19 protein-coding genes are annotated in these 21,744 nt (G+C 57.4%); 11 read left to right on the top strand and 8 right to left on the bottom strand.

Annotated features, from left to right (window positions below):
* Position 1 precedes the first annotated feature (1 nt).
* A complete protein-coding gene (bepA, locus tag D5067_RS06450; RefSeq protein ID WP_119937412.1) occupies positions 2–1,465 on the bottom strand; it encodes a beta-barrel assembly-enhancing protease in 1,464 nt (487 codons plus the stop codon).
* Between the two features lie 220 nt (positions 1,466–1,685).
* Here bepA and D5067_RS06455 point away from each other — a divergent pair, with 220 nt between their 5' ends.
* The gene (locus D5067_RS06455) at positions 1,686–2,750 is read left to right on the top strand and encodes an AI-2E family transporter (protein WP_119937411.1); all 1,065 of its coding nucleotides are present in this window, start codon (positions 1,686–1,688) and stop codon (positions 2,748–2,750) included.
* 96 nt (positions 2,751–2,846) lie between these two features.
* Here D5067_RS06455 and bcp read toward each other — a convergent pair whose 3' ends face one another.
* Both bcp and D5067_RS06465 read right to left on the bottom strand, forming a co-directional pair.
* Positions 2,847–3,317, bottom strand: a complete 471-nt coding sequence (gene bcp / locus D5067_RS06460; RefSeq protein WP_119937410.1) for a thioredoxin-dependent thiol peroxidase — start codon at positions 3,315–3,317, stop codon at positions 2,847–2,849.
* The gene (locus D5067_RS06465; RefSeq protein ID WP_119937409.1) at positions 3,317–3,886 is read right to left on the bottom strand and encodes a glycine cleavage system transcriptional repressor; all 570 of its coding nucleotides are present in this window, start codon (positions 3,884–3,886) and stop codon (positions 3,317–3,319) included. The genes bcp and D5067_RS06465 overlap by 1 nt, the downstream gene beginning before the upstream one ends.
* Positions 3,887–4,031: 145 nt before the next feature.
* Here D5067_RS06465 and dapA point away from each other — a divergent pair, with 145 nt between their 5' ends.
* From dapA to ypfH, 6 genes are all read left to right on the top strand, one after another.
* Positions 4,032–4,910, top strand: coding sequence for a 4-hydroxy-tetrahydrodipicolinate synthase (gene dapA / locus D5067_RS06470; protein WP_119937408.1), 879 nt, complete (start codon positions 4,032–4,034; stop codon positions 4,908–4,910).
* Positions 4,911–4,926: 16 nt separating this feature from the next.
* A complete protein-coding gene (gene bamC, locus D5067_RS06475; protein WP_119937407.1) occupies positions 4,927–5,961 on the top strand; it encodes an outer membrane protein assembly factor BamC in 1,035 nt (344 codons plus the stop codon).
* Between the two features lie 109 nt (positions 5,962–6,070).
* Positions 6,071–6,784 carry a phosphoribosylaminoimidazolesuccinocarboxamide synthase gene (gene purC / locus D5067_RS06480; RefSeq protein ID WP_042320387.1) on the top strand — a complete coding sequence of 238 codons (714 nt, stop codon included), beginning with the start codon at positions 6,071–6,073 and terminating at the stop codon, positions 6,782–6,784.
* 120 nt (positions 6,785–6,904) lie between these two features.
* Positions 6,905–7,774 carry a KPN_02809 family neutral zinc metallopeptidase gene (ypfJ, locus tag D5067_RS06485; RefSeq protein ID WP_119937406.1) on the top strand — a complete coding sequence of 290 codons (870 nt, stop codon included), beginning with the start codon at positions 6,905–6,907 and terminating at the stop codon, positions 7,772–7,774.
* Entirely contained in the window at positions 7,774–9,720 is a 1,947-nt protein-coding gene (locus D5067_RS06490) for a tRNA(Met) cytidine acetyltransferase TmcA (protein ID WP_119937405.1), read from the top strand. Before ypfJ ends, D5067_RS06490 begins: the two co-directional genes overlap by 1 nt.
* Before the next feature lie 73 nt (positions 9,721–9,793).
* Positions 9,794–10,489: an esterase gene (gene ypfH / locus D5067_RS06495; RefSeq protein ID WP_119937404.1), complete on the top strand. Its 696-nt coding sequence runs from the start codon at positions 9,794–9,796 to the stop codon at positions 10,487–10,489.
* Between the two features lie 37 nt (positions 10,490–10,526).
* On the opposite strand, the gene D5067_RS06500 is transcribed toward ypfH, so the two are convergent.
* The 3 genes from D5067_RS06500 to D5067_RS06510 are packed head-to-tail and all read right to left on the bottom strand — an operon-like array spanning position 10,527 to position 12,236.
* Positions 10,527–10,724, bottom strand: coding sequence for a YpfN family protein (locus D5067_RS06500; RefSeq protein ID WP_000383991.1), 198 nt, complete (start codon positions 10,722–10,724; stop codon positions 10,527–10,529).
* 24 nt (positions 10,725–10,748) lie between these two features.
* Positions 10,749–11,876: a succinyl-diaminopimelate desuccinylase gene (gene dapE / locus D5067_RS06505; RefSeq protein WP_119937403.1), complete on the bottom strand. Its 1,128-nt coding sequence runs from the start codon at positions 11,874–11,876 to the stop codon at positions 10,749–10,751.
* A 3-nt stretch (positions 11,877–11,879) separates the two neighbouring features.
* Entirely contained in the window at positions 11,880–12,236 is a 357-nt protein-coding gene (locus D5067_RS06510; RefSeq protein ID WP_119937402.1) for an ArsC family reductase, read from the bottom strand.
* 387 nt (positions 12,237–12,623) lie between these two features.
* On the opposite strand from D5067_RS06510, the gene ypfM reads away from it, so the two are divergent.
* Positions 12,624–12,683 carry a protein YpfM gene (gene ypfM / locus D5067_RS06515; RefSeq protein ID WP_015572204.1) on the top strand — a complete coding sequence of 20 codons (60 nt, stop codon included), beginning with the start codon at positions 12,624–12,626 and terminating at the stop codon, positions 12,681–12,683.
* A gap of 107 nt (positions 12,684–12,790) precedes the next feature.
* Here ypfM and acrD read toward each other — a convergent pair whose 3' ends face one another.
* On the bottom strand, positions 12,791–15,904 hold the full coding sequence (gene acrD, locus D5067_RS06520; protein WP_119937401.1) for a multidrug efflux RND transporter permease AcrD: 3,114 nt from the start codon (positions 15,902–15,904) through the stop codon (positions 12,791–12,793).
* Positions 15,905–16,034: 130 nt separating this feature from the next.
* Positions 16,035–17,729, bottom strand: coding sequence for a nitrate/nitrite two-component system sensor histidine kinase NarQ (gene narQ / locus D5067_RS06525; protein ID WP_119937400.1), 1,695 nt, complete (start codon positions 17,727–17,729; stop codon positions 16,035–16,037).
* Positions 17,730–17,881: 152 nt separating this feature from the next.
* Here narQ and aegA point away from each other — a divergent pair, with 152 nt between their 5' ends.
* The 3 genes from aegA (at position 17,882) to D5067_RS06540 (ending at position 21,669) form a co-directional block, all read left to right on the top strand.
* A complete protein-coding gene (aegA, locus tag D5067_RS06530; protein ID WP_119937399.1) occupies positions 17,882–19,858 on the top strand; it encodes a formate-dependent uric acid utilization protein AegA in 1,977 nt (658 codons plus the stop codon).
* A 67-nt stretch (positions 19,859–19,925) separates the two neighbouring features.
* Positions 19,926–20,519 (top strand): GDP-mannose pyrophosphatase NudK, encoded by a 594-nt coding sequence (gene nudK, locus D5067_RS06535; RefSeq protein ID WP_119937398.1) that lies wholly within the window; start codon positions 19,926–19,928, stop codon positions 20,517–20,519.
* A 106-nt stretch (positions 20,520–20,625) separates the two neighbouring features.
* Positions 20,626–21,669 carry a DUF1176 domain-containing protein gene (locus D5067_RS06540; protein WP_119937397.1) on the top strand — a complete coding sequence of 348 codons (1,044 nt, stop codon included), beginning with the start codon at positions 20,626–20,628 and terminating at the stop codon, positions 21,667–21,669.
* Positions 21,670–21,744: the final 75 nt, after the last annotated feature.

Below are 21,744 nucleotides of genomic sequence, written 5' to 3' on the forward strand. Positions count from 1 at the left end.
ATCACATCTTCTCGTACGGCTTAAAGCGCTGCTGCAGGCCGCGCAGCTGATCGATGCGCGCATCGTAGCGCGCCTGTTGCAGGCTGCCGAGTTTGACCTGCGAGCTGGCGCTGCTCAGGAGGGAAATAGCCTGATCGAGCCGGCCCACCAGCGCAAAGCCTTCGGCTCGCGCCGCCAGCTCCTGATCGCGGTTGCCGAGCTGTGCTTCCGTCTGCGCCAGCAGATCCCAGCCGTTTTGATCGTCTTTATTATTAAAGGTGTAGCGATTCAGGATGGTTGCCGCTTCTTTCGGCTGCCCGCCCTGCAGGTAAGCATTCGCCAGGTTGAGCTGAAGCACCGGGTTATTTCGCACATCTTTCGCCCCTTTCAGGCGGTTAATGGCATCGGTCGTTTTTTTCTGACCCAGATCGATATCGGTTGAGAGATCGAGGTACCACGCGTTGTTCGGATCGGCCGCCAGCAGGGGCTGGATCGCCCTGCGCGCCTCGTCATATTTGCTGGCTTCCATTGCCTGCAGCGCCTGACCGTACTGGGCCGCATTTTTCTCACGCACGTTGCCTTTGGACAGCGAGTCCAGCAGGTCGCTGGTGAGCTGGTTGCGCCCGGAGTTGTACATACCCAGCGTTCTGACCTTCGCCATGTAGAAATCCTGTGAGGACTGCACCACCACCGGACGCATCTGGTTGGCGCGGTTGCGCGCGTCTGACAGGCGGCTTTCAGGCAGCGGGTGAGTCAGCAGAATTTCAGGCGGACGCGAGGAGTAGCGCGCCTGGTCCAGCAGTTTTTCCAGGAAGCTCGGCATGGCCTGCGGGTCGAAGCCCGAGCGCTGCAGCACCTGTATCCCGATGCGATCCGCTTCCTGCTCGTTTTGCTGAGTAAAGCTGATCATCCCCTGGCGGGTTCCCGCCAGCGTACCGGTCAGTGCCGCCATCCCAGCCTGCGGGCTGGCCATCGCCAGCAGGATGGAGCCCAGCGCGCCCACCCACGTGAGCGGCGCGTTACGCTTCTGGTCTTCCATTGCGCGTGCCAGGTGGCGCTGGGTGACGTGCGAAATTTCGTGCGCCATCACCGACGCCAGCTGGCTTTCGTTATCGGAATAGCGGAACAGCGCCGAATGCAGCACCACGTTACCGCCGAAGAAGGCGAAGGCGTTGATTTCGTCGTTATTGATTAGGTAAAAGTGGAAGGGGGTTTTCACCGAATCGGCGTGCGCGACCAGCCGCATTCCCAGGCCGTTGATGTACTGCACCAGCAGCGGGTCGTTAATCAGCGGCGCGCTGCCGCGCAGCTGGCGAACGTAGTAATCACCCATTTGCATCTCCTGACCGATGGAGAGCGTGCTTCCTGCTGTGGTACCCATATCCGGCAACGTATCGGACGAGTCAGCGAAGACGGGTGCAGCCTGACCGACAGTCAGTGCGGCGATAAGTGTCGCAACCAGCGTTTTTCTCAACTGCCTGAACATAACCACTGTCCTGTATTTTGGATGTGTCATTTTGACCGATGAACCCGCATATCGTTCATCTCCACTGACCTGCGAGTGTAGCCGTGTTAAGGCATGAAGAAAATCCCATTCATCAGGGTTTTGCGAATCGTTACAGTGATACAAAAAGGAAAGTCTTTTTTGTGACAGTTCGATACAATTCGCAGTCTCACTCCCGCCAACCGATTCAGGGAAGGGTTGTATGCTCGAAATGTTAATGCAGTGGTATCGGCGTCGTTTTAGCGACCCTGAGGCCATTGCTTTGTTGGTCATTCTGGTTGCCGGGTTCGGTATTCTGTTCTTCTTTAGCGGCCTGCTGGCTCCGCTGCTGGTGGCGATTGTGCTGGCGTACCTGCTGGAGTGGCCGACGGCGCGCCTGGAAAATATAGGCTGTTCCCGCCGCTGGGCAACCAGCATCGTGCTGGTGCTGTTTGTCGGTATTTTGCTGCTGATGTCCTTTGTGGTGATGCCTGTCGCCTGGCAGCAGGGGATCTACCTGATCCGCGATATGCCGGGCATGCTGAACAAGCTCTCTGATTTTGCCGCCACGCTGCCGCGTCGTTATCCTGCCCTGATGGACGCCGGGATCATTGACGCAATGGCGGAAAATATGCGCGCCCGCATCATGACGATGGGCGACTCGGTGGTGAAATACTCCCTGGCCTCGCTGGTCGGTCTGCTGACGCTGGCGGTCTATCTTGTGCTCGTGCCGCTAATGGTGTTCTTCCTGGTCAAAGATAAAGATCAGATGCTGAACGCCGTCAGGCGTATTCTGCCGCGTAACCGCGGTCTGGCAGGGCAGGTCTGGCAGGAGATGAACCAGCAAATCACCAACTACATTCGCGGCAAAGTGCTTGAGATGATCGTCGTGGGCGTAGCAACGTGGATTGGCTTCGTCATCTTCGGCCTGAACTACTCGCTGCTGCTGGCGGTGCTGGTGGGATTCTCCGTTCTTATTCCGTACATCGGCGCGTTTGTGGTGACCATCCCGGTCGTTGGCGTCGCGCTGTTCCAGTTTGGGCTGGGGACAGAGTTCTGGAGCTGCTTCGCGGTGTACCTGATCATTCAGGGGCTCGACGGTAACCTGCTGGTGCCGGTGCTGTTCTCGGAGGCGGTGAACCTGCATCCGCTGGTCATTATCCTGTCGGTGGTGATTTTTGGCGGGCTCTGGGGGTTCTGGGGCGTGTTTTTTGCCATTCCGCTGGCGACGCTGATTAAAGCGGTGGTGCACGCATGGCCGGATGTGCCAGCCGTGGAAGAGAAGTAGGTTTAGCGCGGGCTGATGCCCTCACCCCGGCCCTCTCCCACGGGGAGAGGGGGAAAACACTAAAAGCGGCAACCTGGGTTGCCGCTTTGCTGTTTATCAGGCACTCTCTTTCAACCACTTCAACACCACGTCGTGGTGATTGCTGGTTTTGAAATCATCAAACACGTGCTCAACTTTACCGTCAGCATCAATCAGGAAGCTGATGCGGTGAATACCGTCGTAGGTTTTGCCCATAAAGGTCTTCTCGCCCCAGACGCCAAACTGCTCGCAGACCTGGTGGTCTTCGTCGGAAAGCAGCGTGAAGTTCAGGATCTCTTTTTCGGCAAAACGTGACAGTTTTTCTGGCTTGTCGGTGCTGATACCCAGCACTTCAACGCCGACTTTTTTCAACTCATCCATGTTGTCGCGTAAACCGCAGGCCTGTACGGTACAGCCTGGGGTCATGGCTTTCGGGTAGAAATAGACCAGAACACGCTGTCCCTGGAAGTCGGTCAAATTTACTTGCTCGCCGTCTTGATCCGGTAAGCTAAATTTCGGTGCGATGTCACCGGCTTTCAGTGGGTTCATTACTCAACTCCATCCTGTTCGTGCTGCGAATAATTGACGACGCTTATACTGCCCTGCGCGTGTAATTCTGTACAGAGGGCTTTGAACGCTTGCTCGATTTTTGATGCATCCTGCGAGGCAGGGCTGTGTGCGGTGATCTGAATAAACAGCGTAGGGTTTGCGCTCTCATCACCCGGCTGCGTACGGGAAACCAGTTCAGCAATGTTCATCTGATGCATGTCAAAAAGCGCGGTAAACCGCTCAATCAGATGAGGGGAGTCAGGCACTTCAACCTGTACCCAGACGGTGGAAGGCAGTGCCGGACGCGGACGCGCGATGGTGCGCTTCATCACAATCAACAAATCCAGCTCCGCGCCCTTCAGCGGCAGGGTAGATTCGATAAGCGTAATGGCATTCCATGTCCCGGAAAGCAGCATAATAAACGTGAACTCATCGCCAAGCATAGCCAGACGGCTGTCTTCAATATTACAGCCGCAGCTGCTTACGTGGCGGGTGATGGTGTTCACGATACCCGGCCTGTCAGCACCCAGCGCTGTGATAACCAGGTAATGTTGTGATGAGGTTGTCAAACCTGTTCTTCCTTTGCTTGGTTAAGTCTTCCTAAGGAAAGCATAAAAAAAACATGCATACAACCGCCTGAGAGCCTCAGGTCGCTTGCTTTTATTACAGTTCCAAACGTAACATTGAGGCTCTTGTTCGCACAGAGGATGGCCCATGTTCACGGGAAGTATTGTCGCGCTTGTTACACCGATGGATGAAAAAGGTAACGTCTGCCGGTCCAGCATGAAAAAGCTGATTGATTACCATGTCGCCAATGGAACCTCGGCGATCGTTTCGGTAGGGACTACCGGTGAATCTGCAACGCTGAGCCACGAAGAGCATGGCGACGTGGTTATGCTGACCCTTGAACTGGCTGACGGGCGTATCCCGGTCATCGCAGGAACGGGCGCTAACGCCACCGCAGAAGCTATCAGTCTCACTCAACGTTTTAACGACAGCGGCATTGTTGGCTGTCTGACGGTCACGCCTTATTACAACCGTCCTACTCAGGAAGGTTTGTTCCAGCATTTCAAAGCTATCGCTGAACATACTGACTTGCCACAAATTCTGTATAATGTGCCGTCCCGTACCGGTTGCGATATGCTGCCGGAAACCGTTGGCCGTCTCTCGAAAGTAAAAAATATTATCGCGATTAAAGAGGCAACGGGGAACTTAAGCCGCGTTCATCAGATCAAAGAGCTGGTTTCAGACGACTTTATCTTGCTGAGTGGCGATGACGCGACCGCGCTGGACTTTATGCAGCTCGGTGGTCATGGCGTGATTTCCGTAACGGCGAACGTTGCGGCTCGCGATATGGCGGAAATGTGCAAGCTGGCGGCGGCCGGTCACTTTGATGACGCTCGCGTGATTAATCAGCGTCTGATGCCGTTGCACAATAAATTATTTGTCGAACCCAATCCGATCCCAGTGAAATGGGCCTGTAAGGAATTGGGACTTGTAGCGACCGATACGCTGCGCCTGCCAATGACACCGATTACCGACCACGGTCGTGACATCGTTGCTGGCGCGCTGAAGCATGCCGGTTTGCTGTAGAGTTTAGGGAGATTTGATGGCTTATTCAGTACAGAAGTCGCGCCTGGCGAAGGTTGCGAGTGTTTCGCTTGTTATGCTGCTCGCTGCCTGTAGTTCAGACTCGCGCTACAAGCGCCAGGTGAGCGGTGATGAATCCTATCTGGATGCCACACCGCTTGCTGAACTTCACGCACCCGCAGGCATGATCCTGCCGATTCAGAACGGCGATTATAATATCCCCGTCACGAATGGCAGCGGCCTGGTCGGGAAGGCGCTCGATATTCGTCCACCGGCTCAGCCGCTGGCGCTGGTGAGCGGGGCGCGTACCCAGTTTACAGGCGATACCGCGTCTCTGATGGTTGAAAACGGGCGTAACAGCACGCTGTGGCCACAGGTGGTGAGCGTTATTCAGTCGAAGAACTACACGATTGATAAGCGCGACGATGCCAGCCAGACCTTAACCACGGACTGGATCGAGTGGAACCGTCTGGATGAAGATCAGCAGTACCGTGGTCGTTATCAAGTCTCCGTTAAACCACAGGGTTATCAGCAGGCGGTTACCGTTAAGCTGTTGAACCTGGAGCAGGCGGGTAAACCGGTTGCGGATGCCGCGTCAATGCAGCGTTACAGCACCGAGCTGCTGAACGTCATTGCAGCAGGCCTGGATAAGAACGCCACTGACGCCGCTAACGCTGCGCAGAACCGCAGCGGCTCATCCTTCGACGTGCAGAGCGCCGCGGATGACACCGGTTTGCCAATGCTGGTGGTGCGTGCACCGTTTAACCAGACCTGGCAGCGCCTGCCGGCGACGCTGGAAAAAGTGGGCATGAAAGTGTCCGACAGCACGCGTTCAACGGGAAGCATCACCGCCACCTATAAGCCGCTGTCTGACAGCGCGTGGCAGGAACTGGGCGCAAGCGATCCACAGCTGGCTTCCGGTGACTACAAAATTCAGGTAGGTGACCTCGATAACCGCAGTAGCCTGCAGTTTATCGATCCGAAAGGTCATACGCTGACTCAGGCGCAGAACGATGCGCTGGTCGCCGTCTTCCAGGCGGCATTCAGCAAATAAATACTAGGGCTGGTTAATCCAGCCCTTTTTATTTTCGTGCTACGCAAACGTGTGCGTGGCATAATATCCCCAGTTTTGAATACAAATCATCACACCAGGAGTAATGAAGATGCAGAAGCAAGCTGAGTTGTATCGTGGCAAAGCGAAGACCGTATACAGCACCGAAAACCCGGATCTGTTGGTGCTCGAGTTCCGCAATGATACGTCAGCAGGGGATGGCGCACGCATTGAGCAGTTCGATCGTAAAGGCATGGTGAACAACAAGTTCAACCACTTCATTATGACCAAACTGGCCGAAGCGGGTATCCCGACTCAAATGGAAGCATTGCTGTCCGATACGGAATGTCTGGTGAAAAAGCTGGATATGGTTCCGGTTGAGTGCGTTGTGCGTAACCGTGCCGCGGGCTCCCTGGTGAAGCGTCTGGGCATTGAAGAAGGTATCGAGCTAAACCCGCCTCTGTTCGACCTGTTCCTGAAAAACGACGCGATGCATGATCCAATGGTCAATGAATCCTACTGCGAAACCTTCGGCTGGGTGAGCAAAGAGAACCTGGCGCGCATGCAGGAGCTGACCTACAAAGCGAACGACGTGCTGAAAAAACTGTTTGATGACGCGGGCCTGATCCTCGTCGACTTCAAGCTGGAGTTCGGCCTGTTCAAAGGCGAAGTGGTGCTCGGCGATGAGTTCTCCCCGGACGGCAGCCGCCTGTGGGATAAAGAAACCCTGGATAAAATGGACAAAGACCGTTTCCGTCAGAGCCTGGGTGGCCTGATTGAAGCGTACGAAGCCGTTGCGCACCGTTTGGGCGTTAAGCTCGACTAATCTCCTCAATTGCCAAAGGATGTTCGCATCCTTTGGCGTCTGCCCGTTGTTTCCTATGGTAATCTTGCCGTTAACCGCCTACGATCATAGCTATTATTAATGGAATAGTTCGAGGTGGTTATGCGCTGGCAAGGGCGTCGTGAAAGTGACAATGTAGAAGACAGGCGCAGCAGTGGCGGTGGCGGTCCTTCAATGGGCGGCCCCGGCTTCCGGTTACCCAGCGGAAAGGGCGGTATTATTCTGCTGATCGTGGTGCTGGTTGCGGGCTACTACGGCGTCGATCTTACCGGTTTAATGACCGGGGAACCTCTGCAACAAGAGCAGCAGTCTCAGCGCTCCATCAGCCCGAATGACGATGAAGCCGCTAAGTTTACCTCCGTGATCCTCGCAACGACTGAAGACACCTGGAGTCAGCAGTTCGAGAAAATGGGGCGTACCTATCAGCAGCCGAAACTGGTGATGTACCGTGGCGCCACGCGCACCGGCTGCGGCACCGGGCAATCGGTTATGGGGCCATTCTATTGCCCTGCGGACAGCACCGTTTATATCGATCTCTCCTTCTATGACGACATGAAAAGCAAGCTGGGCGCCGACGGCGATTTTGCCCAGGGCTATGTGATCGCGCATGAAGTGGGTCACCACGTGCAAAAGCTGCTGGGCATTGAGCCTAAGGTGCGTCAGCTGCAGCAGAATGCGTCTCAGGCGGAGATAAACCGTTTGTCCGTGCGGATGGAGCTGCAGGCTGACTGCTTCGCTGGCGTCTGGGGACACAGTATGCAGCAGCAGGGCGTGCTCGAAACGGGTGACCTGGAAGAGGCGCTAAACGCCGCGCAGGCTATCGGTGACGATCGTCTTCAGCAGCAGAGCCAGGGCCGCGTGGTGCCGGACAGCTTCACGCACGGTACCTCTGAACAGCGCTACAGCTGGTTCAAGCGAGGCTTCGACAGCGGCGATCCGGCGCAGTGTAATACCTTCGGCAAAGCCATGTAATGGTATCGTTTGTTAATCTGACCGACCAGCTTACGCGCAAAGGGCAGCGTAGGCTGGTGGTGCTCAGCGGCGATGCGCAGTGGACCGCTGCGCAGGCCTCGGCTCTGCGAGACGCACTGCCCGGCGACTGGCTGTGGCTGGAGGATAACCCCTCGAAGGCCATCAGCGGCCTGCTGGGGCGCGAGTTTCTGCACGCTATTTTTGATGCGCAGAATGGTTTTGACGTTGCGGCTTTTGCCGCGTTAAGCGGAACGCTGCGCGCCGGGAGCCTGCTGGTGCTGCGGGTTCCTCCCCTCGCTGATTGGGCGGAAAAGCCCGACCGCGATTCCCTGCGCTGGAGCGATGCTCCAGAACCGATCGCCACCCCGCACTTTGTTCACCATTTTTGCCGGACGCTTGCCGCCGATCCTGATGCGATCGTCTGGCAGCAATCCGTTCCTCTCGCCCTCCCGCCGTTGCTGGACGCGCCTGACTGGCAGCCGGCCAGCGGTATACCGCAGCGCGAGCAGGCCGCCGTTCTGAATGCTCTGCTTTCGATGAAGCACGGCGTGGCCGCCGTGACGGCACCGCGCGGGCGCGGAAAGTCCGCCCTGGCCGGCATGTTGATCCGCGCGACGGGAGGAGACGCCATCGTCACCGCGCCTGCGAAAGGGGCAACGGAGGTCATCGCCCGTTTTGCCGGGGAGCATTTCCGGTTTATGGCCCCGGACGCGCTGCTGGCATCAACGCAGCAGGCTGGCTGGCTCATTGTCGATGAGGCGGCGGCCATCCCGGGGCCGCTTCTGGAGAAGCTGGTACAGCGTTTTCCACGCGTGCTGTTGACGACCACCGTTCAGGGCTACGAAGGAACGGGCCGTGGATTTCTGCTGAAATTCTGCGCCCGGTTTTCGGAACTGCAGCGGTTTACCTTATCAACCCCCATTCGCTGGGCTGCCGGGTGTCCGCTTGAGCGGGTAGTGGCAAATGCCCTTCTTTTCGACGATACGCTTATCGATAATAAGCCCGAAGGGGACGTGCATTTAACGTCTCTTGAGCCGCCGGCATGGGAAAGCGATCCGACACGCGTGGCGAGCGTATATGAGCTGTTGTGCGCCGCGCACTACCGTACGTCGCCACTCGATCTGCGTCGCATGATGGACGCGCCCGGTCAGCACTTCTCCGTTGCGCTGGCAGGCCCGGATATCGCAGGGGCGCTCTGGCTGGTGGACGAGGGCGGATTAAGCTCCGCGCTCAGCCAGGCCGTCTGGGCGGGCTTCAGGCGACCACGCGGCAACCTGGTGGCGCAGTCGCTGGCGGCACACGGCGGATCGCCACTGGCGGCAACGCTGAAAGGGCGTCGGGTCAGCCGCATTGCGGTGCATCCGCATCGCCAGCGGGAAGGTATCGGGCAGGCGCTGATCCGCGATGCGCGTGGCGAGGATTACCTTTCGGTGAGCTTCGGCTATACTGACGAGCTGTGGCATTTCTGGCGGCGGTGCGGCTTCGTGCTGGTGCGGATGGGCAGCCATCGCGAGGCGAGCAGCGGCTGCTACACCGCGATGGCGCTGCTGCCGCAGAGTGAGGCGGGCCATCGGCTATGTGAACAGGCGCACCAGCGGCTGTGTCGGGATGCGCGGGTGCTATCGGCCTGGAACGGTGAAAAGATCCCTGTTGTCGATCGCTGGGACGCTACCCTTAATGATGACGACTGGCTGGAGCTGGCGGGCTTTGCCTTTGCGCACCGGGCATTTTCGACCTCCGCTGCCGCATTAACGCGCCTGCTAATGAACGTAGACATGCCGCTCCCCGCGCTGCGCGGAAAAATGGCAGGGGAAGCGGACAGCGCGGGACGAAAAGCGCAGCTGCAAAAGCTTCGTAATGACGCAGCACGGGCCCTTGAAAGCCTTGACCGCGCGCGCGCCCGGCAGTTGAAAGACACCATTTTGCAATGGCAAATTTTTCAATGACTTCTTCAGTAAAGTGGCATGGTCATTACCCCGCAGAGGCGTAAAATCCTGCACATCAATTAAGGAGACCGCCATGAAACATGACCATTTTGTTGTTCAAAGCCCTGAAGCTCCGGCTAAACAGTTACTGCTGCTGTTTCATGGCGTGGGCGATAATGCCGTCAATATGGGGCAGATTGGCAGCTGGTTTGCGCCAATATTCCCCGATGCGCTAATCGTCAGCATCGGTGGCGTTGAGCCGTGTGGCCCTGACGGCCGTCAATGGTTCTCCGTGCAGGGCGTGACGGAAGAAAACCGTCAGGAACGCATTGATACCATCATGCCGGCCTTTATCGACACCGTGCGCTACTGGCAGCAGCAGAGCGGCGTGGGCGCTGATGCGACCGCATTAATTGGCTTCTCGCAGGGGTCAATCATGTCGCTGGAAAGCGTGAAGGCGCAGCCTGGTCTGGTATCCCGCGTTATTGCCTTTAACGGCCGTTTTGCGACGCTGCCGGATAGCGCGACGACGCAGACCACAATTCATCTGATTCACGGCGGCGAAGACCGGGTGATCGAGCTTTCGCATGCGGTAGCCGCGCAGGAATCGCTTATCCGCGCTGGTGGGGACGTAACGCTGGATATCGTTGACGATCTGGGGCACGCCATTGACGACCGCAGCATGCAGTTTGCGCTCGACCATTTGCGTTATACCGTGCCGAAGCACTACTTCGATGAAGCGCTGAGCGGCGGTAAGCCGAACGATGATGATATTGTAGAGTTTATGTGAGGTTTCCCCTCTCCCAGGGAGAGGGGAAACAGATCGATTACTTCTTCTGGTCCTTTTTCGGCCAGTCGTCCTCATCGTCCCACTTGTCGTTAAAATCACGATGCGGTGGAAGATCCGGTTTGTTGGCGAGGAACTTTTTGTGGTCAACGCGCTTAAGATCTTTTATCACGTTGAGCAGCACGCCGACCAGAAACACCAGCACCAGAATCCACCAGTACTTTGAAAGCCAATCCATTCGCTAATCCTCTTTAAGCAGTCGTCAGGCGACGAGCTGCTCCATAATACGTTGATACATGCGGGCCAGCAGTTGTAAATCAGCCGCGTTCACACACTCATTGATTTTGTGGATCGTCGCGTTTACCGGACCCAGTTCGACAACCTGCGCACCCATGCGGGCGATAAAGCGTCCGTCAGAGGTGCCGCCCGTCGTCAGCAGCTGTGGCTTAATTTCATTATAGTGCGCGATGGCGTTAACGACTGCATCCACCAGCTTGCCACGCTGCGTCAGGAACGGCTGGCCGGAAACCCACCACTCCACGGTATAGCGCAGCTCGTACTTTTCCAGCAGCGCCAGAACGCGGGCTTTGATCATCTCGTCGGTCAGTTCGGTGCTGAAGCGGAAGTTGAACTGGACGAAAAAATCGCCGGGAATGACGTTGTTGCTGCCGGTGCCCGCCTTCAGGTTCGCAATCTGCATGCTGGTTGGCGGGAAGAACGCATTGCCTTTATCCCACTCAATGCCCACCAGTTCGTTCAGCATGGGCGCCGCGCGGTGCACCGGGTTGTCGGCCAGGTGTGGGTAGGCTACGTGCCCCTGAACGCCGTGAATGGTCAGATTGCAGGTCATCGACCCGCGACGGCCGTTCTTCACCACATCACCCACTACTTCGGTGCTGGAGGGCTCGCCAACCAGGCAGTAGTCCAGGCGTTCGTTGCGCGCCATCAGCGCTTCAACGACTTTTACGGTACCGTTGTGCGCGCTGGCTTCTTCATCGGAGGTGATTAAAAACGCGAGGCGATTTTTATGATTCGGATGCTGAGCAACGAAGCGCTCAGCGGCCACAACCATTGCCGCCAGCGAGCCTTTCATGTCTGCCGCACCGCGGCCGAACAGCATGCCGTCGCGGATGGTCGGTTCAAACGGTGGGTTTATCCAGCGGTCCGCATCGCCGGCGGGAACCACATCGGTATGTCCGGCAAACGCCAGCGTCTCTCCCTGACCGCGCCATGCCCAGAAGTTCTGCGTATCGCCAAAGTCCATGTGCTCAACGGTAAAACCGATGGCACGCAGGCGCTCAATCATTAATGCCTGACAACCTGCGTCGTCCGGGCTAAGGGAAGGACGGCGAATAAGCTGCTGAGTCAGCTCAATGACCGGGCATGACATAGACTACACCTCAACGAAAAAGTCTGAATAAAGGGTTTCACTGAAACCCAGCAGCATAGGCTGCCCTGGCCTGCAGAGCAATGGGCGTTTGATGATTGCCGGCATTTCAAGCATCAGTTTTGCCGCGCTGTCGGCGTCAGTGATGCTGGCGCGCAGAGATTCATCCAGCTTGCGCCAGGTGGTGCCGCGGGTATTCAGCAGCGCTTGCCAGCCAAGCTCACCGATCGCGGTATGCAGAAATTCTGCATCAAGCCCGTCGGCACGGTAATCGTGGAAGCGATACTCCACGCTGTTTGCCTCCAGCCAGCGGCGGGCTTTTTTGATGGTGTCGCAATTTTTAATGCCGTACATCACAACCATGGTGAATCCTTTTGTTCTTATGAAGAGATAATGTTCAATTAATTCGAAGAAATATCCTTAAGTGCAATATAACACATTCAGGAATTCTCTTGATTTACGATTCTCCTTAATTCAACGCACATCTGTACGCTGAATATTCTTTCATCATTTAAGCATAGATGTCCACCGGGTTTAAAATTCTAATGAACTCAGGGGGTAAATTAAATTTCAGCTGCTCGTAGGGTTATTTCAAATTATTGCTATCCGTCACACAAAATTTAACCTGTCGCGTTCATATTTATCATAAATCCCTGACGGCAGCGGGGTACAATCACAGCAATTGGTCAGTTCGGCTTCACAATGATGATACGTTTTCGTAGAATGCGCATAATAATAAGAGAGGTAGTTATGATTGAACGTGAACTGGGGAACTGGAAAGATTTTATCGAAGGTATGCTTCGTAAATGACATTCAGTAAGAATGCAAAAGCACTAAAATAAGTAAAATAACCATAGTGTGAATTAATCACACAATAAAAAGGCGGCCCTCAGTGCCGCCTTTTTTATTTCACGCCGTTATTCCGGGCGCTCCTTCAGCGGGAAGCGGCGACGCACCAGCACAAAGAACAGCGGCACGAAATAGATAGCCAGAATCGTGGCTGAAATCATGCCGCCCATCACCCCCGTACCGACCGCATGCTGGCTGCTTGAGCCTGCGCCAGAGCTGGTTGCCATCGGCAAAACGCCAAAGACAAACGCCAGAGAGGTCATCAGGATCGGGCGCAAGCGCTGACGGCAGGCGTACAGCGTCGCCTCCATCAGGTCGTGGCCTTTCGCATTCATCTCATTGGCAAACTCGACGATCAGAATGGCGTTTTTCGCCGACAGGCCGATGACGGTGAGTAACCCCACCTGGAAGTAGACATCGTTTTCCAGCCCCCGCATCCAGGTTGCCAGCAGCGCGCCGATCACGCCCAGCGGCACCACCAGCATCACCGAGAACGGCACGGACCAGCTCTCATACAGCGCGGCGAGGCAAAGGAAGACCACCAGCAATGAGAGGGCATACAGGGCAGGGGCCTGCGCACCGGAGAGGCGCTCCTGGTAGGACATCGCCGTCCACTCCAGGCCAAACCCGGTCGGCAGCTGCTGCACCAGCTGTTCCATGATATCCATCGCCGTACCGGTACTGACGCCCGGCGCGGCTTCACCCACAATTTCCAGCGCGGAATAGCCGTTATAGCGCTCCAGGCGCGGCGAGCCGGTTTCCCAGCGCGAGGTGGCAAAGGCGGAGAACGGCACCATGCCGCCCGCGTTATTGCGTACGTACCAGCGGTTAATGTCGTCCGGGAGCATGCGGTATTTGGCGGCAGACTGAACGTAGACTTTCTTCACGCGGCCGCGATCCATAAAGTCGTTCACATAGCTGGAGCCCCACGCGGTTTGCAGCGTGTCGTTGATATCATCGATAGAGACGCCGAGCGCCTGCGCCTTACGCTGATCGATATCCACCTGCAGCTGCGGGCTGTCGTCCAGGCCGTTGTGGCGCACGCGGGTCAACTGCGGATCTTTTCCCGCCAGGTCGAGCAGCTTATCGCGCGCCGCCATAAGCGCATCGTGCCCGGCGCCTGCGTGATCCTGCAGCTCCATATCAAACCCTGCCGAGCTGCCGAGGCCGCTGATGGCCGGTGGGCTGCTGGCAAATACGCGCGCTTCTTTAATATGGCTGAAGGCTTTGGTCGCGCGTTCGATAATGGCAAACGAGGAGCCCGTCTCGCTGTCGCGCTGGTCCCAGTCTTTCAGGCGCACGAACATACGCGCCACGTTCTGCCCGTTACCGCCCGGGCCGGAGCCGACGGTGGAAAAGACCGAGACAACGTTATCTTTCTCTTTGGTCTGGAAGTAGTTTTCAATCTTCTGCACCACCTTTAGCGTCTGCTGCTGCGTCGAGCCGCTCGGCAGCTGAACGGAGGTGATAAACATGCCGCGGTCTTCAAGCGGCAGGAAGGAGGTTGGCAGACGCAGGAACAGGAAGACCATGCCGCCGAGGAGCAGAACGTAGACCACCATCCAGCGCGCGCTGCGGTGCAGGATTTTCCCTACGCCCGCTTCATAGCGCGCCGCATTGCGGTTAAACATGCGGTTAAACCAGCCGAAGAAGCCTTTCTGGCCGTGGTGTTCGCCCTTATGCAGCGGCTTGAGGAGGGTCGCGCAGAGGGCCGGAGTCAGGATCATTGCCACCAGCACCGAGAGCACCATCGCAGAGACGATGGTGATGGAGAACTGGCGATAGATCGCGCCGGTTGTGCCGCCAAAGAAGGCCATCGGAATAAATACCGCCGAGAGTACCATTGCGATACCGACCAGGGCGCCCTGAATTTGCCCCATCGATTTTCGCGTTGCCTCACGCGGCGATAGCCCTTCCTCGCTCATGATACGTTCGACGTTTTCCACCACCACGATGGCATCGTCCACCAGCAGACCTATTGCCAGCACCATCGCAAACATGGTCAGGGTATTGATGCTGTAGCCAAAGGTGTACAGCACCGCGAAGGTGCCGAGGAGGACCACCGGTACGGCAATGGTGGGGATAAGCGTGGCGCGGAAGTTCTGCAGGAACAGATACATCACCAGGAACACCAGCGCGATCGCTTCAAGCAGGGTTTTCACCACGTCTTCTATCGAGGCTTTCACGAAGGAGGTGGTTTCGTAGGCGACTTTGTACTCAAGCCCGTGCGGGAAAAAGTGCGACAGCTCGTCGAGGCGGTCGATCACCAGCTGCGCGGTAGCCATTTCGTTCGCGCCGGAGGCCAGTTTGACCCCTAAGCCAGAAGCCTGATTACCGTTAAAACGGCTCAGGTAGTCATATTTTTCTGCACCCATTTCCACGGTGGCGACATCGCCCAGGCGCACTTCAGAGCCGTCCTGATTGACGCGCAGCGTGATATCGCGGAACTGCTCGGGCGTCTGGAGGAGCGACTGCGAGTTAATCGTGGCATTCAGCGCCTGGTTATCCACGGACGGCGTACCGCCCAGCTGGCCTACCGCAATCTGGGCATTCTGCGATTCGATAGCGTCGGTGACGTCTTTGGCCGTCATCTGCACGCTGTTCAGCTTGTCGGGATCCAGCCAGATGCGCATGGAGTACTGAGAGCCGTAGGCATCGATATCCCCCACGCCGTTAATACGGCTGAGCGGATCCTGGATATTACTCGCCACGTAGTCGGCAATATCCTGTTTATCCATTGAGCCATCGGTGGAGACGAACGCGATGGTCAGAATATTGGTATCACCGGTTTTACGCACCGTGACGCCCTGGTTCTGCACGGCCTGCGGCAGCTTACGCAGGGCAGACTGCAGCTGGTTTTGCACCTGCTGCACCGCTTCGTCCGGATCCGTACCCGCGGTGAAGCTCAGGGTGACCGTGGCCTGCCCCGTAGCGCTGCTCTGCGAGGACATATACATCAGGTTATCGAGCCCCGTCATGTTCTGCTCAATCACCTGGGTAACGGTATTCTCCAGCGTCTGGGCTGATGCGCCGGGATAGTTTGCCGTGACGCGCACGTTCGGCGGTGCGAGATCGGGGTATTGCTCAACGGGAAGTGATGTAATTGCCAGGACGCCCGTCAGGCATAACAGGATGGCAAGCACCCAGGCAAAAATGGGGCGATCGATGAAAAAATTCGCCATGAAAATGTGACCTCGTTTTGCAGCACGTCGTTGTTGTTGATTAGCCGCCTAACTTTAGCGGTTAGGCGGGGGGCAAACGTGGAGAAATAAAGGAGATAATGTAAATTATCATGCGCTTTCTCCTTTATTGTCAGTTCCCCGTCAGCCCTGCAGGCGTGCGGAACGTGACGCTGACCTGCGTCCCGCCGTTCTGAGGCTGTGAAAACTGCAGCGTTCCGCCGAGCCTTCCCGCGCGCTCGCGCATAATATTCAGCCCGTAATGTCCCGGCGGCTCGCTCGCGTCGCCAATGCCAATGCCGTTATCGCGGATGTTGACGGTGTGCGTGCCGTCCGCCGAGGTGATGCAGCTGACGGTAATCTCGCTCGCCTCGGCATGCTTAATAGCATTCAGCACCGCTTCACGCACAATCTGCAGCAGGTGGACCTGCTTTTGCGCGTCCAGCGCGAGCGACGAAAGCCGACAGTCGAGGATCAGTTTCGCCTTCGTCTGGTTTTGCAATCCGTCGAGCGACTCCTGCAGCGCGGCAGGAAGGTTGGCGTGATTGAGCGTCAGGCGGAAGGTGGTGAGCAGCTCGCGCAGCTGATGCCAGGCATTGTTTAACTCGCGGGAAAAGTCCGCGATGATGGTTTGCGCCGGGCCATTCTCTTGCGGCACCGCATGTTTTAGCAGCGTGAGCTGAATGCGCAGGTACGATAAGACCTGCGCCAGAGAATCATGCAGCTCGCGGGCAATGGTGGCGCGCTCCTCCATCAGCAGCAGCTGTTGATAGTGTTTCTGCCCCTGGTTGAAGTAGAGCCCGCGCCCCAGCATCGTCGCCACGCTTTTCATCAGGGGAAGCGATACGCTGCCGGTTTCGCTTTGCCAGCGCAGCTCGCCGTAGAGCGTATCCTGCATCAGCACCGGTAAACTGTGCAGCGTTGCGCCGGGCGATTCAACCCCTTCGCAGAGCTGCCAGTCGTCACTGGTGCGCAGCTCCAGATAATTCATCTGCGTATACTCATGCACAATCTGCAAAATATGCCTGAAGCAGTGGCTGTCTATCTGCCCGGTATTCAGCGCCTGAGAACAGGTGAAGAGCATTTCGAGCTGCTGATGGGCTTCATTCAGATGCTGCGTCTTTTCCGCTACGGATTGTTCCAGCGAGCGATAAAGCGTATGCAGCTCCGCTGACATATGGTTAAACGCGCGGGAGAGCTGGCCCAGCTCGTTCGGCAGCAAAGTGTCAGGGGCTGGCGTCGAAAACTGGCCCTGTTCAATACGCTCGCTGGCCGCCACCAGGTTGTTGAGGGGCAAAACCACCTGGCGTCGGATCCGCCGCAGCGTCATGGCAGCCAGCAGAAGAATACCGAGCCCGCCCGCCAGCGACATCAAAATAACCCGCTGAATTTTACGCTCGGTATAGTGCTGAAGGGCCAGAACGAATGCGTCAATGCGGCCAACAAAATCCTCAATGTGGTTCTGGTACCACAGGATGTCGCCGCTGGCGACGCGCCTGTCCATCTCCTGCCAGGCAAGATGAAGCTGCTGATAGCGCGCTTTGACGTCATCCGGCACATACCAGCGGCTCAGTTTCTGCAGGGCGGGCGCGCTCAGCGTCTGCTGCCATGTCTCGCGGTGCTCGGCGAGCGACGGGCTGGCGCGCTCCATTTCATAGCCAAGACGGTAGCTCTGCATGCGCAGCGAGCCCGCGATGTTGATCGCCTCGGCGTCGCGCTGGCTGCTGGCAAGCGTCAATAGCGCAAGGGTGCTGGTCAACGCGGACAGCACGATGATGGAAAAGAAAGCCCGAGCCAGGCTTGTGGAAACGGGTCGTTTAACGGTCACAAAACAGCTTCCTGAATAAAATTGATCTGCCACAGGTTCACTGGAGATAGTTTGGCTTTCTGGGCATTTGAACATTGCCTGACAACGCCACCGTGGGTAAATACAGTACTTATAGAAAGAATAAGGTTATTGAACCAAAAACAGGTGTCGTTATGAATCGTTTTATTATGGCCAACAGCCAGCAGTGTATTGGATGTCGTGCCTGCGAGGTCGCGTGTGTAATGGCGCACAACGGCGAACAGCATGTCCTGAGCGAGCACCAGTTTACCCCCCGCATTACGGTCCTCAAATCAGGCAGAAAAAATAGCCCCGTCACCTGCCATCACTGTGAGGATGCGCCCTGCGCGCGAAGCTGCCCGAATGGTGCCATCAGCAGGCACAGCGACAGCGTACAGGTGAATCAGCAAAAATGCATTGGTTGCAAAGCCTGCGTGGTGGCCTGTCCGTTCGGCACCATGGAGATTGTCGTTACGCCGCTGGATGACGGCAGCGCGAAGGCCTCGGCGCACAAGTGCGACCTCTGCCTGGGGCGCCCACAGGGCCCGGCCTGCATCGAAAACTGCCCGGCCGGGGTGCTCACGCTTGCCACGCCCGCCGCGCTAGACTCTCTTTCAAAAGCCCGCCGACGCCGCACCGCACGGCTGGAAGCGCAGCCCTGGCACAGCGACGCGGTGCAGCAGGAACACCCGCAAACCAGGCTGCAGCAGATGCATAGTACGCCAGCGCGCGGCGAGCCGGACAAACTCGCTGCGCAAGAACGCGCCTGCCATTTCAATGAGATTTACCTGCCGTTTCGCGCGGAACAGGCCCAACGCGAGGCGTCCCGCTGTCTCACATGCGGCGAGCACAGCATCTGCGAGTGGACCTGCCCGCTGCATAACCACATTCCCCAGTGGATCGCGCGCATCAAGGAGGGCGATATCGCCGGTGCGGTCGAACTTTCTCATCAAACCAACTGTTTACCGGAAATTACCGGCCGCGTCTGCCCGCAGGATCGTTTATGTGAAGGCGCCTGCACGCTGCGCGATGAGCTCGGCTCGGTGACCATTGGCAACATTGAGCGCTATATCTCTGACCAGGCGCTGGCGATGGGCTGGAGGCCGGATTTGAGCGGCGTTTCTCCGGTGAATAAGCAGGTGGCGATTATTGGCGCAGGACCGGCAGGGCTGGCCTGCGCGGACGTGCTGGTGCGCAGTGGGGTGAGCGTCACGGTCTATGACCGCCATCCGGAAATCGGCGGCTTGCTGACGTTTGGCATTCCGGCGTTCAAGCTTGATAAATCACTGCTCGCGCGGCGCAGAGAGATTTTTACCGCCATGGGGATCCGCTTCAGGCTGAACTGTGAGGTGGGTAAGGACGTCACGATGGCGCAGCTGCAAAGTGAACATGACGCGCTCTTTATCGGCGTGGGCACCTACCGCTCCATGAAGGCCGGCATTCCGCATGAAGATGCGCCCGGCGTCTATGACGCGCTGCCGTTCATGGTGGCGAACACGCGGAACGTCATGGGGCTTGAGCCGACGGAGGCCGAGCCGTTTATTGACACCCGGGGGCTGAACGTGGTGGTGCTCGGCGGAGGCGATACGGCAATGGACTGCGTGCGAACCGCTTTGCGACACGGTGCCGCGAAGGTGACCTGCGCCTATCGACGGGATGAGGCCAATATGCCCGGCTCGAAGAAAGAGGTGAAGAACGCGAAGGACGAGGGCGCTGAGTTTGAATTCAACGTCCAGCCGGTCGAGCTGACGCTAGATGCCAACGGGCAGGTCAACGGTATCCGAATGCTGCGTACCGAACTGGGCGAACCGGACGCGCAGGGGCGTCGTCGTCCTGTTCCTGTCGCCGGCAGCGAGTTTGTGATGCCCGCCGATGCGGTCATTATGGCGTTTGGTTTTAACCCCCATGCGATGCCGTGGCTGGAGGCTCAGGGAGTGAGAACAGATGACTGGGGGCGCATTATCGCCTCCGTGGAGGGGCGCTATCGTTACCAGACCTCCAACCCGCAAATCTTCGCCGGGGGGGACGCGGTGCGCGGGGCCGATCTGGTGGTGACCGCCATGGCAGAAGGGCGCCACGCCGCGCAGGGTATTATTGACTGGCTTGGCGTTAAACCGGCAAAACCACACTAGCGTCGGCGGGCGACAAAGCGGGTTTCACGGCGTAGTATAAGCAGACTCATTTTGCCGTGGAGCCCGTATGACCCTGAAAATTGACGTGATCAAAGACAAAATTCTCTCCGAAAATTACTTTGTCCTGCGTAACATTACCTATGATTTAACGCGAAGAAACGGGGAAGTGATCCGCCACAGGCGCGAGGTCTATGACCGGGGCAACGGGGCAACCATTCTGCTGTATAGCCGCGAAAAGCAAAGCGTGGTGCTGATTCGCCAGTTCCGCGTCGCAACGTGGGTAAACGGCAACCCTGACGGACGGCTGATCGAAACCTGTGCGGGGCTGCTCGACGACGATGAGCCCGAAGTCTGTATCCGCAAAGAGGCCGTGGAAGAGACGGGCTTTGAAGTGGGTGAAGTTAAAAAAGTGTTCGAGCTGTATATGTCGCCGGGCGGCGTGACGGAACTCGTTCACTTCTTCATTGCGGAGTACAACGAGGCGCAGCGAACTCACCGGGGCGGCGGGGTTGAGGATGAAGATATCGACGTGCTGGAAATCCCATTCACTCAGGCGCTTGCGATGGTGAAAAGTGGGGAGATCAGGGACGGTAAAGCAGTGATATTGCTGCAGTACTTACAAACAACCGGCCTGATGAATACCGCCTTCGAACGGCAGTAGTTTATATTTCGGATAAATCTATCCGATAAATCCGATTGAGCAAGCCCGGTTGTAACACGAAGATACTGCCCAGTTTGACGTTTTCGCTTCCGGGATTGTGCCATTCATGCGCCAGTGCGTTTTTATTCTCCTCCTGTTTTGTGCGTTACCCGCGCCGCTGGCGTGGGCAGCACCCGCCCAGCAGTCATTCTCTGACTGGCAGGTTACCTGCAATAACCAGAATTTTTGCGTTGCGCGCAATACCGGGGAACACCTTGGCCTGGTCATGAGCCTGAGCCGCAGCGCCGGGGCGAAAACGGATGCCACGCTGCGCATCGAGCTGGGAGGGCTGGACGCCCCTCCGGTGAAAGAGCCGGACATCGCCCCCCGGCTGCTGCTGGACAACGTGCCGATAAAACTGGAGCCACACCGCTGGCAGTTAACCCCCTGGCACCTGAAGACCGACGATGCCGCTACCATCACCGCGTTTTTGAAAAACATCCAGGAAGGTAACGCGCTGACCCTGCGCGATGGAAAACAGATTATCTCGCTGGACGGCCTGAAGGCTGCCCTGTTGTTTATCGATGCTCAGCAAAAACGCGTCGGAAGTGAAACCGCCTGGATTAAGAAGGGGGACAGCCCGCCGCTGAGCGTGCCGCCAGCTCCCCCACTGAAAGAGGTGGCGGTGGTCAATCCGACGCCGACGCCGCTGACGCACGATGAGCTGAATGACCTGCTGGATTACGGCACCTGGCGCATGAACAACAGCCAGTGCTCGCTGGACCCGAGCCGGCGCGAAGTGCGCGTCACCGCGTTAACCGACGACAAGGCGCTGCTGATCGTCAGCTGTGAAGCGGGCGCGTATAACACCGTTGATCTGGCATGGATAGTGTCGCGCAAAAAAGCGTTTGCTGCCCGCAGCGTCAGGCTGCGCCTGCCGTTTACCCCATCCAGTGAAAGCAGCGACATGGAGCTGATGAACGCCAAATTCGACGAGAAAGCGCGGGAGCTGACCACCCTTGCATTAGGGCGCGGGATTGGCGACTGCGGCATCCAGACGCGCTGGCGTTTTGACGGCCAGCGCTTCCGTCTGGTGCGTTACGCAGAAGAGCCAAGCTGCGATGGCTGGAATGGGCCAGATGCCTGGCCCACGCTGTGGATCACGCGGTAGTTTTGCCGGGTGGCGGCTACGCCTTACCCGGCCTACGTTTCGGACCATGTAGGCCCGGTAAGCGTAGCGCCACCG

This window comes from Enterobacter huaxiensis (assembly GCF_003594935.2).
GTDB lineage: Bacteria > Pseudomonadota > Gammaproteobacteria > Enterobacterales > Enterobacteriaceae > Enterobacter > Enterobacter huaxiensis.